The organism is Nocardia rosealba (genome assembly GCF_020216065.1).
Taxonomy (GTDB): domain Bacteria; phylum Actinomycetota; class Actinomycetes; order Mycobacteriales; family Mycobacteriaceae; genus Nocardia; species Nocardia rosealba.
Map to the genome: position 1 here is coordinate 886,096 of NZ_JAIWNA010000002.1, position 18,467 is coordinate 904,562.

General features: G+C 68.9%; 1 protein-coding gene. It reads left to right on the plus strand.

Annotation, left to right across the window (positions count from 1 at the left end):
• The first annotated feature begins 409 nt into the window (after positions 1-409).
• Positions 410-18,463 (plus strand): non-ribosomal peptide synthetase, encoded by an 18,054-nt coding sequence (locus tag LDL21_RS11020; RefSeq protein WP_225279905.1) that lies wholly within the window; start codon positions 410-412, stop codon positions 18,461-18,463.
• The last annotated feature ends 4 nt before the right edge of the window (positions 18,464-18,467 follow it).

The following is an 18,467-nucleotide window of genomic DNA, read 5'->3' on the forward strand; positions in this document are numbered from 1 at the left end:
ATCCGGTGCTGCCGATGACTTCCACCCCCGTTCACTTCCTGCTTGTCAAGGGTCGAGACACTGCTGTGACCTGCGTTCCTTCTGCCCGTTGGGCGAGGATCGCCGGAGCGCGTCTGCCGCGCCGACGGGTCAGCCGCACGTTTCACGCCCGCGACCCGGGACATGGGCATAAGCGACAGCCGCTTACATGAAACGTTAACAATTATTCGAAGGTGTTTATTACAGGTTCGCCACCAATTCGCCACTGCCGAAAGCTGGAGTAATTACGCACCGCATTCTCTGCGGTCGATGTTCCGCGCCATTTTGCTGAATTCGCTTTTCATTTCCGGTGGTGACGCACGTTCACGGGGGCATGGACGGCCCGATTTGTCGGCCTGTTCCTGGAATGACGCAATACACGGAGGTCCACATGACCCAGTCGAAGCACCATCTGGACAGCAGCTGGGAGCAGCCTGTTTCCGCGCCGGGCGACGGCGCGCACCCACACAACGGCAACGGTTCCGGTCCGCGACCCCACGATGCCCTGCCGCTGTCCGCGGCGCAGCGTGGGATCTGGTTCGCGCAGCATCTGGCGCGCCGATCCCCGATTTCGGTGGCCCAGTATGTGGAGATCGACGGGCCCGTCGACGTCGATGGGCTCGTCGCCGCCTCCAAAACCGCCGGGCGGGAGTTCGGGTGCGCGCATGTGCGGCTGGTCGAGGTCGAGGGTGAGCCGTATCAGGTCGTCGACGAGGACCTGCCCTCACCGGTATCGGTGCTCGATCTGCGCGGGGACGACGACCCGGTGGCCACCGCACACGACCTCATGGTCCGCGACTACTCCGCCCCACTGGATCTGCGCAACGACCGGCTGATGAAATGCGTTGTCTTCCAAACGGGTAACGACCACTACCTGTGGTATCAGCGCGCGCACCATATCGTGCTCGACGGTTTCGCCGCGGTCACGATGATGCAGCGGATCGTCGAGCTGTACAACGCGGGGGTGTCGGGGGAGCAGGCGCCGGCCTCCACCGCGAAGGACCTGAGCGACATCGTGGACCAGGACCTGGCCTACCGGGGTTCGACACGCTTCGACAACGACCGCGACTACTGGACCGAACACCTCGACGGCGCCCCACCCGTCGTCGGCCTCGCGGGCCACGGCGGCACACCGACCATTCACCCGACGCTGGTCAGCGCGACCCTGCCCGACCACACCGCGCGACAGCTCGACCGGGTCGTCGCCGACCGAGGAACCAGCGTCACCCCGGTGATCGTCGCCGCGTTCGCCGCCTACCTCGCCCGGATGACCGGCAGCGACGAAGTGTTGCTGAGCCTGCCGGTCTCGGGTCGCCATTCCGCGGTGCTGCGCCGGTCCGGCGGGATGGTCGCCAATGTGGTCCCGTTGCGGGTGCCCGTGGCCGGGCACGGGACGGGTGCGGTGATCACCGCCGTGCAGAGCGAGCTGACCAGCGCGCTGCGGCGGCAGCGGTACCGGCAGGAGGACATCTTCCGCGATATGGGCATCGCCCGCGACGAAACCGCGTCGTTCGGGCCGGCGATCAACCTGATGATGGTGAGCAACGAGATCGTGCTCGGCGATACCGTCGGCCGGCTGCATGTGCTGACCTCGGGGCCCACGTCGGACCTGTTCGTCAACATCTATCCCGGCGCGGGCCGCGACAGCACCCACATAGATTTCCAGGGCAACCCGAGCGTCTACAACGATGACGAACTCGCCGCTCACCACGCCCGGTTCCTGCGGTTCCTGGACGAATTCCTCACCGGCGGGCCGGAACAACCCGTCAGCACCCTGCCGCTGCTGGAACCGACGGAACGGGCCGCGCTGCTACCTGTGCGAGGACCAGAGAGTGCCGGTGACCGGCTGCTTCCCGATATCCTCACCGCCGGGGCGTACCACGACCCGGCCGCTACCGCAGTCACCGCCGACACCTCGACACTGACCTATCGCGAGTTGCACACCCGCTCCACACGGCTCGCCCGGTACCTGATCGGTCGCGGATGCGGGCCGGGGACAGCGGTGGCGATCGCCCTGCGCCGTTCAACCGAGTCGGTCGTCGCGGCGTGGGCGGTCGCGAAATCCGGGGCCGCGATCGTGCAGATCGATCCGGACTATCCGACGAAACGCATCGAGCACATCATCGCCGACAGCGGCGCCCGGGTGGTCGTCACGCTCGACGCCGTACGGGACCGGCTGCCGAGTAGCGCGCCCGCGCTGGTCCTCGATGATCCCGCGATCCGCGACGCCTGCGCCGGCATCGGTGACGAACCGGTCACCGATGCCGACCGTGTCCGCCCGTTGCATGTCGGCGACCTCGCCTACATCACCTACACCTCCGGTTCCACCGGTGTGCCCAAGGGCGTGCAGGTCACCCACCGTGGCCTGGCGAATCTGGTCGCCGACCGCAGCGACGCCTATGCGCTGAGCCCGCGATCACAGGTGTCCTATGCCCTCTCACCGGCTTTCGACGCCTCCTTCGAACAGTTCCTGACCTGTTTCGCGAACGCGGCCACGCTGGTGGTCGTGCCGCCGGAGGTGATCGGCGGCGACCGGCTCACCGAACTGCTCGCCGACGAGCACGTCACCCATCTGACGTTGACGCCGGCGATGCTGGCGACCGTCGACCCACATCCGCTGACCGAGCTGCGGGTGGTGGTGGTCGGGGGCGACGTGTGCCCACCACATGTGATCGACCGGTGGTCACGGCACTGCGCGATGTTCAACGAATATGGGCCGACCGAAGCCACGGTGACCGCTGCGGGCGCGCGGATCCGGCCCGGCCACGACCTCACCGTCGGCAGCCCCGTCCGCGGTGTGGCGGCCATGGTGCTGGACCGGGCCCTGCAACCGGTGCCGGTCGGCACGGCAGGCGAACTGTATCTGGCCGGGCCCGGCCTGGCTCGCGGCTACAACCGGCGCTTCGCCGACACCGCGGCCCGTTTCGTCGCCGACCCGTACGGCGATCCGGGGCAACGCATGTACCGCACCGGCGATCTGGCCCGCTGGGTCACCGAGGATTCGAGCGTTTCGCTGGAACTGTTGGGCCGCAGCGATTTCCAGGTGAAGATCCGTGGCTACCGGATCGAACCGGCCGAGATCGACGCCGCCCTCACCGCCCATCCCGATGTCGACCTGTCGGTGACCGTCCCGGTGCACAACAATGCCGGCACCACCGTCCTGGCCTCCTATGTCGTCCCCGTCGAGGATCACCGCGTGGACCCCACACTGCTGCAACGGTTCGCGCGGGAATCGTTGCCGCCGCACATGGTTCCGGCGGTGATCGTGCCGCTGGACCAGCTACCGGTGAACGCGTTCGGCAAACTCGACCGCAGCGCGCTGCCGGAACCGGAATTCGGGGCGGTACCGGCCGGGCGCGACCCGGAAACGGACCGTGAGATCTTGATGGCCGGCCTTTTCAGCGAAATCCTCGGTGTCCCACAGGTCGGCGCCGACGACAGCTTCTTCGCCCTCGGCGGTGACAGCATCCTCTCGATCCAGCTGGTGGCGCGTGCGAAAGCCGTCGGGCTGGGGTTCTCCACCCAGGATGTGTTCGAGCACAAGACCGTCGCGGGCCTGGCCGCCATGGCCGCCGAGGCCGGTGGCGCACCGCAGCTGCGCGAACTCCCCGGCGGTGGCGTCGGACCGATCCCGCTGTCACCGATCGTGCACGCCATGCTCGGTCGCGGGCATTACGACCGGTTCGCGCAGGCCACCCTCGTCGAACTACCCGACCGGCTCGACCCGGCACATCTGACGCGCGCACTGCAGGCCCTCCTGGACCGTCACGACATGCTGCGCGCCGTCCTGCGCGCCGACGACTCCGACGAGCACCGCCTCGAAGTGCCTGCCCCCGGAACCGTCGATGCCGACGCCGTCATCACCCATGTGACACTGCGTCACCGCGACGCCGCCGAAATCGACCGGCACCTACAGGACGCTGCCGACCGTCTCGACCCCGCCGCCGGTGTCCTTGTGCAGGCTGTGCGCGTCCAGGACGGCACCGGCGCGGGCCCGGACCTGCTGTGGCTGGTGGTCCATCACCTCGCCGTCGACGCGGTGTCGTGGCGCATCCTGCTCACCGACCTGGCCCGCACCTGGTTGCAGGTGTCCACCGGCGAGGACCCGCAGCCCGGCACGGGGACCACCTCGGTGCGCAGCTGGGTCCACGGCCTGACCGAACAGGCCGCCGCCCGACGCCCAGCGGAACTGGAACGCTGGAAAACTGTTCTCGCCGAGGGAAACCGGTTGCTCGGGTCACGGCCACTGGACCCCGAACGCGATGTCATGGCCACCGCCGACCGGATCCGGTTGCGTCTTCCCGCGGATATCACCGAAGCCGTCCTCACCGGCATCCCGGCCCGGTTCCACGGCAGCGCCAATGATCCGCTGCTGGCGGCGCTGGCCTTGGCCGCGGCGCAGTGGCGGGCCCGCCGCGGTGACACCGCGGGGACGGAGCTGATTTCGCTGGAAGGGCACGGCCGCGAGGAACAGGCGGTGCCCGGTGCGGATCTGAGCGGCACCGTCGGCTGGTTCACCACCCGATTCCCGGTCCGGCTCGACATGTCCGGTGTCGATCTCGACGATGCCTTCACCGGCGGCCCCGCAGCGGGGTCGGCGATCAAACAGGTGAAGGAACAATTACGCGCGGTCCCGGACAACGGGATCGGCTACGGCATGCTGCGTTACCTCGACCCCGTGGGTAGTGCCGAGCTCGGGACCGCGCCGGAGCCCCAGATCAGTTTCAACTATCTGGGGCGGGTGGGTGTCGGCGATCACTCGGGGGCGTGGACACCCACCACCGAATTCACCTCGCTCACCGCGACCACCGATCGTCGAATGGCGTTGCCCGCGATCGTGGATGTGAACGCGATCGCGGTGCCCGGCCCCGACGGACTCGAGCTCGAGGCCACCTGGGAGTACGCGACGGGCATCATGGACGCCGACGAGGTGTCCGAGTTCGCCGATCTGTGGGTGCGGGCGCTGCACAGTCTGGCCGCGCATCTGCGCACCGACGGCGCAGGCGGTTTCACCCCGTCCGATTTCCCGCTGGTCACGGTCTCGCAGACCGATATCGATGGTTGGGCGCGGGAATTCCCGGCGATGACCGATGTGTGGCCGCTGACCGCGCTGCAAACCGGCCTGCTGTTCCACACCCTCTACGACCGCGAGGGTGACGACAGCTACATCGTGCAGGCATCACTGACCCTGGCCGGTGAGGTCGACGCCCAGCGCATGCGCCAGGCCGCCCAAACCCTGATCGACCGGCACGACAGCCTGCGCACCGCCTTCGTCGAAACCGCCGCCGGTCCCCGCCAGATCGTGCTGCACAGTGTCCGCGCCGAGTGGCGCGAAGCCGATCTCAGTGCCCACGACGCCGCTGGACGTGACCGCGAGATCCATCGCCTCACCACCGAGGCGACCGCACCGTTCGATCCCGCCCGGCCACCGCTGCTGCGTTTCCAGCTGTTGCGCACCGGTGCCGGCGAATACCGGTTGCTGATCACCGACCATCATCTCGTGCTGGACGGTTGGTCGATGCCGTTGCTGATCCACCAGCTCCTCGTGTTGTACACCGGCGGCGATGCCGGTGAGCTCGCCGCCCCGCGATCGTTCCGGGACTACCTGCAGTGGTTGCACGCCCAGGACGATGCCGCCGCTACGGCCGCCTGGCAGCGGATGCTGGACGGGGTGGACAACCCCACCCGGGTCTCGGGCCGCCCGGACCGGACGGGTGGTGCGGCCAGTGGTGAGGTCGGGCTCGACCTCGATACCGCTACCGCCGCCTCGGTCCTCGATCTCGGCCGCTCCCACGGTGTCACCGCGGGCACCACCGTCGAGGTGGCGTGGGCGCTGCTGCTCACGGCTCTGACCGGACGTTCCGATGTGGTGTTCGGCAATACGGTGTCACACCGTCCGCCGCAGCTTCTCGGCGTGGAACACATGGTCGGCCTGTTCATCAACACCCTGCCGGTGCGGGTGCGGCTCGATCCCCACGAAAGCGTCGGAGATCTGCTGATCCGGGTGCAATCCGAGCAGGCCGCGATGCTCGAGCACCGCCATATCGGTTTGGCGGAACTGCAGCGCGCCACCGGGATCGCGGACATGTTCGACACCGTCACGGTGCTCGAGTCCTATCCGCTGGACCGGGACGGTCTGGCCCGCGATCTCGATGCCGCCGGGCTGCGGCTGATCGATCTCGACGCCCAGGACGCCACCCCGTTCCCGCTGAGCCTGCAGGTCACCCCACCGCGTCCCACCGGCGACGAGGCGGGCACCTACACGCTCACGCTGCGCTATGCCACCGACCGGTTCGACACCGATCAGGCCGCCACCCTGCTCACCCGGTTCGAACGGATCCTCACGCAGCTGGTCACCGAGCCCGCCACCCGCACAGCCGCTGTCACCCCGGGCCCTGGCGAACTGGTGCCTGCCACCGGTGCTGCCGCCGTGCCCGAACGAACCCTCCACGAGATTCTCGCCGCGACGGCCCAGGGGTATCCCGAGGCGGCTGCCGTCCGATCCGGCGACATCACTCTCACCTACCGTGAGCTGCGCCGGCGGGCGGGCGAACTCGCCGCCGAGCTCGTCGCTCGCGGTGCGCGTCCCGAAACGTTCGTCGCCCTGGCGCTGCCTCGGTCGATCGACCTGGTCGTCGCGATCTGGGCGGTCTCCGAAACCGGTGCCGCGTTCATTCCGCTCGATCCGGCCAACCCCGGCGAACGCATCGCCGGGATGCTGGCCGATTCGGGGACCGGTCTGGGGATCACCACCGCTCCGGTCGCCGCGCATCTGCCCGGCACCGTGGACTGGCTGACCCTCGACGACGCCCACTCACCGCACCGCGCCCCGGCACTTGCCCGGCCGGTGTCACCCGACAGCACCGCCTACCTCATCTTCACCTCCGGTTCGACCGGCACCCCGAAAGCGGTGCAGGTGACCCACCGCGGTCTGGCCGACCTCGTCGCCGCCCACACCGAGGCCTTCGGCGCGGACTCCACCTCCACGGTCTTGCAGGTCGCCTCACCGGGTTTCGACGCCAGTGTCTCGGAACTGTTGCTGGCCCACGGCAACGGCGCCTGCCTGCTGATCGCACCACCGGAGGTGTACGGCGGCGCGGACCTCACCGAACTGCTGCGCACCGCACAGGTCACCCACGCCATCATCACCCCGTCGGTGCTGAACACCCTCGACCCGGCGCGGGTGCCGGACCTCACCGCGATCGCGGTGGTCGGCGAAGCCACCGGCGCGGACACCGTGAGGCGGTGGGCGCCCGGCCGACGGCTGATGAACCATTACGGACCGACCGAAACCACGATCTGGGCAACTGGTTCGGCCGCCCTGCACCCGGGTGAACCGGTGACGATCGGTGGACCCGTGCACGGTGTCTCCGTCGCGGTCCTCGACATGTGGTTGCGACCGGTACCGGTCGGAGTCGCGGGGGAGTTGTATGTCGGTGGGCCGGGTCTGGCGCGCGGCTATTTCGGCAGGCCCGCGACCACAGCCTCCCGTTTCATCGCCGACCCGAACTCCGGAAGCGGTGAACGTCTCTATCGCACAGGCGATTCCGTGCGCTGGATTCGCGGGCGCACCGGGCTCGAACTGGAATATCTGGGCCGTAACGATCAGCAGGTCAAGATCCACGGCCTGCGCATCGAACCGGGGGAGATCGACACCCAGCTCGCCCGCCATCCCGCCGTGGCGAGCGCCGCCACCGTCACACGCACCAGCCCGACCGGAGAACCGGTCCTGGTGTCCTTTGTCGTCGGCGCACCCGGTCAACCCCTGGACACAACCCACCTGCACGACCACCTCGATCGCACCCTCGCCCACTACATGCATCCCACGACGATCGTGGAACTCGACGAAATGCCGGTCACCCCCACCGGCAAGATCGACCGTAAAGCGCTACGACAGCACGAACTCACCGCACCCGACACCGCCGGACGCGCCCCTGCCACGCCCGCCGAACGCACGATGGCGGACCTGTTCGCACAGGTCCTGAACCTGGACGAGGTGTCCGCCGACAGCAACTTCTTCACCCTCGGCGGCGACAGCATCGTCTCCATGCGCCTGGTCGCGCTCGCCCGGGCCGCCGGGCTCGTCCTCACCCCACGCGAGGTGTTCGAAGGGAAAACGGTGGCCGCGCTCGCCGCCACCGCTCGCCGCGACACCTCCGCAACGGGCACCGACGACACCTCGGGACCACTCGTCACCCTCGACGATGACGCGATCACCGCACTGCGGCAGCAGTATCCGGGCCTGGCCGAAGTCTGGCCGCTGTCACCGATGCAGTCCGGTATCCATTTCCACTCCACCTTCACCGCCGACGCCGACACCTACACCGTCCAGACCACCATCGGCTTCACTGGCGAGATCGACGTCGACCGCCTGCGCCGCGCCACCCAGGCTCTGATCGACCGCCACGACATCCTGCGCGCCGGTTTCGCCGAAACCGCCGCCGGACCACACCAGATCGTGCTCGGCCACGCCGACACCGACTTCCGCGACATCGACCTGTTCGGCGGGCAGGACCCACGCACAGCCACCGATATCGCCGCCGCGGACGCCGCAGCCGGTTTCGACCTGTCCGCACCGCCGCTGATCCGGTTCACCCTCATCCGCCTCGAACCCGGTGAGCACCGGCTGCTGGTTACCAATCACCACGTGATCCTCGACGGCTGGTCGATGCCGCTCCTCATGGGCGAACTGCTCGAAAACTACGGTGCACCAGAACAAATCGGCACCACCGGACCCGCCCCCTCCTACCGTGACTACCTCACCTGGCTGCAACACCAAGACCCCGCCGCGTCCAAAGCCGCCTGGGCGCGGGAGTACGCGGACGTGGATTCCCCGACCCGCGTGACCCGGGGGACAGGCAGCTCAGGCAACTCGGCCGAGGTGATCACCGACCTGCCGGCCGACGTGTACCGCGAGCTGCGTGATGTCGCCGCCGACGCGGCCGTCACCGTCAGCACCACGGTCGCGGCGGCCTGGGCGCTGAACCTGCGTGTCCTCACCGGCGACACCGATGTCGTCTTCGGCTCGGCGGTGTCGGGCCGGCCACCGGAGCTGCCGCAGGTGGAACGCACCCTCGGCATGTTCCTCAACACCGTCCCGATCCGGGTCCGGCTCGAACCGGCACAGACACTGCGCGACCTGCTCGCCCGGGTCCAGGACCAGCACGCCCGCATGCTCGACCACCACTACATCGGGCTCCCCGAAATCCATCGCAGCGTCGGCGTCAGCGAATTGTTCGACACCGCAGTCACATTCCAGTCGTTCCCCGTCGACCGTCCCGCCCTGCAACGACTCGTCGATTCCGCGGGCCTGCGTGTCGGCGAGATCTCCGGCGTCGATGCCACCCCGTTCCCGTTGAGCCTGGTCGTCGCACCCACCCCCGAAGGTTCCTCGGGCCTGCGGATCACGCTCCGCTTCCTGACCGACGAATTCGACGGCCCCCGCGCCGACCACATCCTCACCCGGTTCGTGGACGTCCTCACCCGCATCGCCCGCGACCCGGCCACCCGGCTCGGTGCGCTCGCACTTCCCGGCGCACCGGCACCTGCCCACCCGGACACCGCCCACCACACCCCGGACACCCTGGCGGGCATCCTCACCACCACCGCCGCTCGCACCCCCGGTGCCGTTGCCGCACAGTGCGGTGCGGCGTCCCTCACCTACCGCGAACTCGACGAACAATCCAACCGCCTCGCCCGTGCCCTGCTGCGCCGCGGCGCCCGGCCCGGCCGGATCACCGCCCTCGCGCTCCCACGCTCACTCACCGGCGTCGTGGCTCTGTGGGCGGCCGCCAAGGCGGGGACGGCGTTCCTCCCGATCGACCCGAACCTGCCCGCCGGACGGATCGAATTCCTGCTGTCGGACTCCGGTGCACCGCTGGGCATCACCGATACCGCCACCGCACCGAGATTGCCCGACGGCACAGACTGGCTGATCGTCGACGACGACCACACTCACCGCAGGGTGGCGGCCGAATCGGCGGAACCGCTCACCGAGCCCGGTGTGCAACCCGATCTCAGTGCCTACGTCATCTACACCTCCGGTTCCACCGGCACCCCCAAAGGTGTTCTGGTCTGCCACCGTGCCCTGACCGATCTGGTCGCGGCACAACACCGGAGGCTGCATGTCGACGACCAGTCCACGGTCCTGCAGGTCGCGTCCCCCAGTTTCGACGCCAACCTGTTCGAACTGCTCATGGCACACGGATCCGGCGGACGGCTCGTCATCGCACCACCGGACGTGTACGGCGGCCGTGAACTCGCCGATCTCCTTCGCCGCGAACACATTTCGCACGCGGTGATCACCCCGTCCGCGCTGGCCACCGTCCCCGCCGACGACCTCACCACGTTGCGGGTCCTGGCGACGGCCGGGGAACCGGTCGGACGGGAACTGGTCCAACGGTGGGCACCAGGTCGCACCATGCTCAATCTCTACGGCCCCAGCGAAACCACCATCTGGGCAACCGCTTCCGAACTGTCCGCCGACGCGCCCATCGGTATCGGCTGCCCCGTCGGTCCGGTGTCCGCCACCGTTCTCGACAGCTGGCTACGGCCCGTCCCGCAGGGCGTGGCAGGTGAGCTGTACCTGTTCGGTCCGGGGCTGGCCGAAGGCTATATCGACCGGCCCGGCTTGACCGCCGCCCGGTTCATCGCCTGCCCGTTCGGCAGCGGCGGCACCCGCATGTACCGCACCGGCGATCTCGTCCGCCGCAATGCCGACGGCAACCTGGAATTCGTGGGGCGCAACGACTTCCAGGTGAAGGTCCGTGGCTCACGTGTCGAACTGGGCGAAATCGACGCCGCGCTCTCGGCCCGCCCCGACATCTCCTTCGCGACCACCCTCGCGCACACCGATCACGGGGGACCGGCACGCCTGGTTTCCTATGTGGTGCCGGCACCGGGGGAGGAGGTCTCGGTAGCGACCCTCACCGCCGCCCTCTCCGACGCGCTGCCCACCTACATGGTGCCCGCCGCCATCATGATCCTGCACGACGTACCACTCACCGCCCACGGCAAACTCGACCGCGACCGCCTGCCCGAACCCGTATTCGCCGCCCGCGAATACCGTGCTCCCGCCTCCTGGCCGGAAGAACTCGTCGCCGCCGCCTTCGCACAGGTCCTCGGGGTGCACCGGGTCGGCGCCGACGACGACTTCTTCGCCCTCGGCGGCGATTCACTCAGCGCCTCGCTGGTGGTGGCCCGGGTCGGTGCCGCACTCGGCGTCCGGGTACCGGTCCGTGCCCTGTTCGAGGCCCCCACCGTCGCCGCCCTCGCCCGCCACACCACCACTCTGCGCACCGGCGAACGGATCCCGCTCACCGCGCGCCCGCACCCGGAACCCCTGCCGCTGTCACTGGCCCAGCAACGCATGTGGTTCCTCAACCGGTTCGAACCGGAATCCGCCGCGTACAACATTCCCGTCATGCTGCGCCTCACCGGCGAACTCGACACCGACGCGCTGCACCGCGCCCTCACCGACGTCATCGCCCGCCATGAAGTACTGCGCACCGTCTATCCCGAGACCGCGGGTGAACCTCGTCAGCTGGTCCTGGCCGAACCCGCACCCGCCTTGCACACCATTTCCGTCGACACCACCACCCTGGCCGTAACGGTGAATACGTTCGTGCGCAACGGATTCGACGTCACGACAGAGGTCCCTCTCCGCATCGGACTGTTCGATCTGGGCACCGGCGAATACCTGCTCGCCCTCGTCGTCCACCACATCGCAGGCGACGGGCAATCCATGGGCCCACTGGCCCGCGATGTCGTCACCGCCTATGCGGCCCGGGTCGGTGGGCACGCACCCGACTGGCAGCCTCTGCCCGTCCAATACGCCGATTACGCACTGTGGCAGCGGGAAGTACTGGGCGCCGCCGACGACCCCGAATCGCTGCTGTCCACCCAGCTGCGGTTCTGGCGGGAAACCCTCGCCGACGCCCCCGACCGGCTCGATCTCCCCACCGACCGCCCCCGTCCACCCGTCGCTTCACTGGCCGGTGGCCGCATCCCCGTCGATATCGGCGCCGGTCTGCACACCCGGTTGCGCGAACTCGCCCACAGTCGCGGTTCCTCGCTGTTCATGGTGATGCACGCCGCCCTCGCCGCCGTCCTGGGACGCCTCAGCGGCAGCGACGACGTCGTGATCGGCACCCCCGTCGCGGGCCGGGGTGAACCCGGCCTCGAGGACCTCGTCGGCATGTTCGTCAACACCCTCGCCCTGCGCACCTCCATCGACACCGGCGAACCGTTCACCGAACTGCTCACCCACACCCGCGACACCGACCTGGCCGCCTTCGAACACGGCGATGTGCCGTTCGAACGGGTTGTGGAGGAACTCAATCCGCAACGCGCCGCGGACCGGCACCCGCTGTTCCAGGTGATGCTCGCCTTCCAGAGCCTGTCCGGTACCGACGTCGAACTGCCCGGCGTCACCGTCTCCCGCGCCGACATCGACACCGGCCTGTCCCAATTCGACCTGCAACTGATCCTCGCCGACTCCTACGACGACGGGGGAGCAGCGCGCGGGCTGGCGGGAACACTCACCTTCGCCCGCGACCTGTTCGACGAAACCACCGCACGCACCTTCCGCACACGACTGCTCCGGGTCCTCGAAACCATCACCACCGACCCCACCGAAGCCGTCGGCGACCTCGGCTGGCTCGACGACACCGAACACCACGACCTGTCGACCCGGGTCGGCCCACGCCCGACAGGCACCCGGCCCCCGGCCCTGCTGCCGGAGGTTTTCGCCGCCGCCGTCCACGACAATCCCACCGGCACCGCCGTCGTCTCCGGCGACACCGAACTCACCTACCGCGAACTCGACACCCGTTCCAACCAGCTGGCACGGCGGTTGATCCGCCACGGCGCCGGGCCCGAACATCCTGTGCTCGTCGCCACCGGCCGCACCGCCGACGAAGTCGTCGCCTGGTGGGCGGTCGTCAAAACCGGTGCCCCCTACGTCCCCGTCGATCCCCGGTACCCGGCCGGGCGCATCGACCAGATGGTCACCGACTCCCGCGCCGCCCTCGGCATCACCCTGACCGCCGCCCGACCCCAACTGCCCGGCACCGTCGACTGGATCCTGCTCGACTCCCCGGCCGAAACCCCGCAACTGACGGGCGAATCCGCCGAACCCGTCACCGACGCCGACCGGGTGCGGCCACTCCACGCCACCAACGTCGCCTACATCGTGTTCACCTCCGGATCCACCGGTCGCCCCAAGGGCGTCGCGATCACCCACACCGGCATCGCCGACTTCGTCGCCGGACAACGCCTCGGCACCCCGCCCCGCGGCAGCGATCGCGTACTGCACTTCGCCTCACCGTCCTTCGACGCCTCGGTCCTGGAAATCCTGCTCGCCACCGGCCGCGCAGCCACCCTCGTCATCGCCCCTACCGATATCTACGGCGGCGACGAACTGGCCGGATTCCTGCGCACTCACCGCATCACCCACGCCTTCGTCACCCCCGCCGCCCTCGCCTCCGTCGACCCCACCGGACTCGACGACCTCCAGCACATCGTGTCCGGCGGCGACGAGGTCCCCGCCGATCTCATCAACCGGTGGGCAGGCAGCGACCGCGCGGGCACCCGCGAATTCCGGGTTCTCTACGGGCCAACCGAAACCACCATGCTCGCCACCTCCACCCAACCGATCCGTCCCGGCGAACGACCCACCATCGGCACCCCACTGCCCGGAATCCAGGCACTGGTCCTCGACGACCGGCTCCGGCCCGCACCGGTCGGCGTCAGCGGCGAACTGTATCTGGCCGGACCAGCCCTGGCCCGCGGCTACCTCAACCGCGCCGCCACCAACTCCGACCGATTCACCGCCTGCCCCTACGCCGAACCCGGCAGCCGCATGTACCGCACCGGCGACCTCGTCCGCTGGAACACCCATGGCGACCTGGAATTCCTGGGACGCAACGACTTCCAGGTGAAGGTGCGCGGCTACCGGGTCGAACTCGGCGAGATCGACACCGCCCTCGGTGCCCGCCCCGACATCGCCTACGCCGTCACCATCCCGCGCCGCGAAGGCACCGGGCCCGTCACCCTGGTGTCCTACGTGGTCGCGGCACCCGGTGCCCAAATCTCCGTCGACACCCTCACCACCGCGCTCACCGACACCCTGCCCGCCTACATGGTGCCCGCCGCGATCATGGTCCTCGATCGGATCCCGCTCTCACCCAACGGCAAACTCGACCGCAAGGCCCTCCCCGAACCCGTCCTGCAGACCAAACAGTTCCGTGCCCCCTCCTCACCGGTCGAGGAAATCGTGGCGGGTGTGTTCACCGACGTACTCGGCCTCGACCGTGCCGTCGGTGCCGACGACGACTTCTTCGAACTCGGCGGCAACAGTCTCGTCGCCACCCGCGTCGCCGCCCGCATCGGCGCCGCCCTCGACGCCACCGTGCCCGTCGCGATGATCTTCGACGCACCGACGGTCGCCAAACTCGCCGCCCGCGCCGAATCCCACGCCGACACCGGCCGAGTGGCCCTCACCCCGCAACCCCGGCCACCACATATCCCGCTGTCCTACGCGCAGCAGCGCATGTGGTTCCTCAACCGGTTCGAACCCGACTCGGCCGCCTACAGCATCCCCATCGTCATCCGCCTCACCGGCCACCTCGACACCGACGCCCTGCACCGAGCCCTCACCGACGTCGTCGACCGCCACGAAGTGCTGCGCACCCGCTACCCACACATCGACGGCGAGCCCGCACAGGTCGTCCTCCCGGCCCACCTCGCCACGCCACCCCTGCACCCCGTCCCGATCGACGACAGCGCACTGCCCGCCGCGCTCACCGCACTCCTGGCCACCGCATTCGACGTCACGACCGAAGTACCGTTGCGGGCCCGGCTCTACGACACCGGCCCCGACACCTGGGTGCTGGCCGTGGTCCTGCACCACATCTGCGGCGACGGATCCTCCCTCGCCCCACTGGCCCGCGACATGATGACCGCCTACCAGGCCCGCGTCGACGACCACCCACCCGCCTGGACACCGCTACCGGTCCAGTACGCCGACTACGCCATCTGGCAACACACTGTCCTGGGCGCCGCACACGACCCCGACTCGCTGCTGCGCGCGCAAATCGACTACTGGACCGCCCGACTCGCCGATCTGCCACCGCTACTCGAACTCCCCACCGACCGTCCGCGGCCGCCGATCCAGACCTACACCGGTGGCAACGTCGACCTCACCGTCGACGCCGACCTGCACACCGCCTTGGAAAAGGTCGCACGCGCCCACAACAGCACCCTGTTCATGGTGTTCCACGCCGCCCTGGCCGCCACCCTCGGCCGCGTCGCCGCCACCGACGACATCGCCATCGGCACCCCCTACGCCGGTCGCGGCGAACCCGAACTCGACGATCTCGTCGGCATGTTCGTCAACACTCTCGTCCTGCGCACCCACCTCACCGACCACATGACCTTCACCGAACTCCTCGAGCACGTCCGAGGCGACGACCTCGCCGCATTCGGGCACGCCGACGTCCCGTTCGAACGCCTCGTCCAAGAACTCAACCCCGTCCGCTCCCACGCCCACCACCCCCTGTTCCAGGTGATGCTCGCTTTCCAGAACCACACCACCACCGACTTCCGGCTCCCCGGCCTCACCGCATCCGCCGTCGAAGCCGACACCGCGACCTCTCTGTTCGACCTCCAGATCACCGTCTCCGACACCCACGACAGCACCGGCGCACCCACCGGAATGAACGGCACGATCACCTACGCCACCGACCTGTTCGACCCGGCCACCGCCACCACCATCGCCGAACGCCTGCAACGGATCCTGCGCGCACTCGCCACCGACCCCACCCGACAGATCCACGACGTCGACCTGCTCGACACCAGCGAACGCGAAGCACTCCTGCACCGGTGGAACGCCACCGAACACCCCCTCGATCCGCACGAAACCCTCGCGAGCCTGTTCACCCACGCCGCACACACCCACGCCGACCGGCCCGCCGTCGAATCCGGCTCCGAAACCCTCACCTATGCCGAATTCGCCGCACGCGTCAACCGGCTCGCCCGTTGGCTCATCGCCCGAGGGGTCGGCCCCGACACCCTCGTCGCACTACCCATGCCCCGATCCCTCGACCAGGTCACCGCCGTGTACGCCGTCCACGCCGCCGGCGGGGGATACGTCCCCATCGACCCCGCCCACCCCGCCGACCGCATCGACTACATGCTCACCACCGCAGCCCCCGTCCTCGAACTCACCTCCCTCGACGGAATCGACCTCACCGGCTACGACGACACCCCCATCAGCGACGACGACCGCCGCACCCCACTACGACCCCACAACATCGCCTACGTCCTGTTCACCTCCGGATCCACCGGGCGCCCCAAAGGTGTTGCGGTGCCGCACAGCGCAGCGCTCAACCAACTCCACTGGATCATCGACGCCTACCGGCTCACCACCGCCGACACCGTCCTGCAGAAAACCCCCGCCACCTTCGACGTCTCGGTCTGGGAACTGTTCGCCACCCTGGCCGTCGGCGCCCGCCTGGTGATCGCCCGACCCGACGGACACACCGACCCCACCTACCTGGCCGACACCATCGCCGACCGGCAGGTCACCGTCACCTCCTTCGTCCCGTCCATGCTCGCGGCCTTCGCCGACGCCGCCCCCGCGCGATCCCTGAACTCGTTGCGCGCCTTGCTCGTCGGCGGCGAAGCATTCGGTGCCGACGTGGTGTCGGCCGCGCGCCGCGCCATGCCCCACGCCGAACTGCACAACCTCTACGGCCCCACCGAATTCACCGTGCACGCCACCGCCCACCACGTCACCGAGACCGACACCGGCAGCATCCCCATGGGCACACCGGTCTGGAACGTCCGCGCCCACGTCCTCGACACCCGCCTGCGCCCGGTCCCACCCGGGGTAGCGGGGGACCTGTACCTCGCCGGCAACCAGATCGCCCGCGGCTACCACGCCCGCCCCGGCCTCACCGCGGAACGATTCGTCCCCGACCCGTTCACCGCAGGTCAGCGCATGTACCGCACCGGCGACCGGGCCCGCCGCCTGCGCACCGGCGAACTGGAATACCTGGGCCGCACCGACTTCCAGGTGAAACTGCGCGGTCTGCGCATCGAACTCGGCGAGATCGAAGCCGTCCTCGCCGAGCACCCCACCGTCGCCCGCGCCATCGCCGCCGTCCACACCTCCGGCACCGGGGACCGGCTCGTCGCCTACCTGATACCCACGGCAGGTCACGACGTCGACACCGACGCCGTCCTCGACCACGCCGCCGCCGAACTCCCCGACTACATGGTGCCGACCACGGTCATGGTGCTCGACACCGTGCCGCTGACCGACTCCGGCAAACTCGACCGCAAACACCTACCGGAACCGGTATTCGACGTGGGGGAGTTCCGGGAACCGGAATCCTGGCTCGAAGGCGAAGTCGCGCGGGTCTACGAGCACGTCCTCGGCACAGCCCGCGTCGGCGCCGACGACGACTTCTACGCCCTCGGCGGCAATTCCCTCAAGTCGGTGCAGGTGGTCAGCGAACTCCGCAAGGAACTCGACTACGAGGTCCCCGTCAGCTGGATCCTGTCCGACCCGCGCCCCACCGACCTCGCCAGACGCATCGAAACCGGAATGCGCACCGGACACGTCACCACCGAACCGACCACACCCGGATTCGATGTCCTGCTACCGATCCGCACCACCGGAACACAACCCCCACTGTTCTGCATCCACCCCGCCTCCGGCCTGGCCTGGTGCTACCGCCCCCTCGGCGAATACCTGACCGAGGACCGGCCCGTCTACGGCATCCAGGCACCACAACTCTGCGGCGAACCAGGGTCGGCGACCATCGAAGACACCGCCCGCCGCTACCTCGACGAAATCCGCGCCATCCAGCCGCACGGCCCCTACCACCTGCTCGGCTGGTCACTGGGCGGCCAGATCGCCCATGCCATCGCCGCTGAAATACGCACGGCCGGAGAACAAGTCGCGCTATTGGCACTGCTCGACGCCGAAGCCGACGGATTCGATCCCACCGTCGTCACCACCGTGACAGCCGGCGAACTGGTCGCCAACCTCGGACCGGTCATGGGCATCGACTTCGTACCCACCGACGCCACCGCCGAGGAAGCCGCCGCACTGATCGAACAGAAACTGGGGGAGCGGCTCGGAATCGACGCCGCCCTCATCCAGCACATGACCGACGCCTACAACGAGTCGATCCGGGCCGCCGCCGACTGGCATCCACCGGTAATCGACAGCGACATGCTGTATTTCACCGCCACCGGCGAACGCCGCGAGAACGCGACCGGTCATCGGGGATGGGCACCGAGTGTGCGCGGGCACATCACCGACATCGACGTCGACGCCACCCACCTGGCGATGACCGAACCCGCGGTCCTGGCCCGCATCGCCGGTGTCCTCAACGAACAACTCGATCGGGAGGTCGCCGGGCAGAGCGGCTGAGCGG

What these genes read in the sequence shown, in the direction of transcription:
- LDL21_RS11020 (WP_225279905.1), top strand. Translation starts at nt 410, where the DNA reads ATGACCCAGTCGAAGCACCATCTGGACAGCAGCTGGGAGCAGCCTGTT.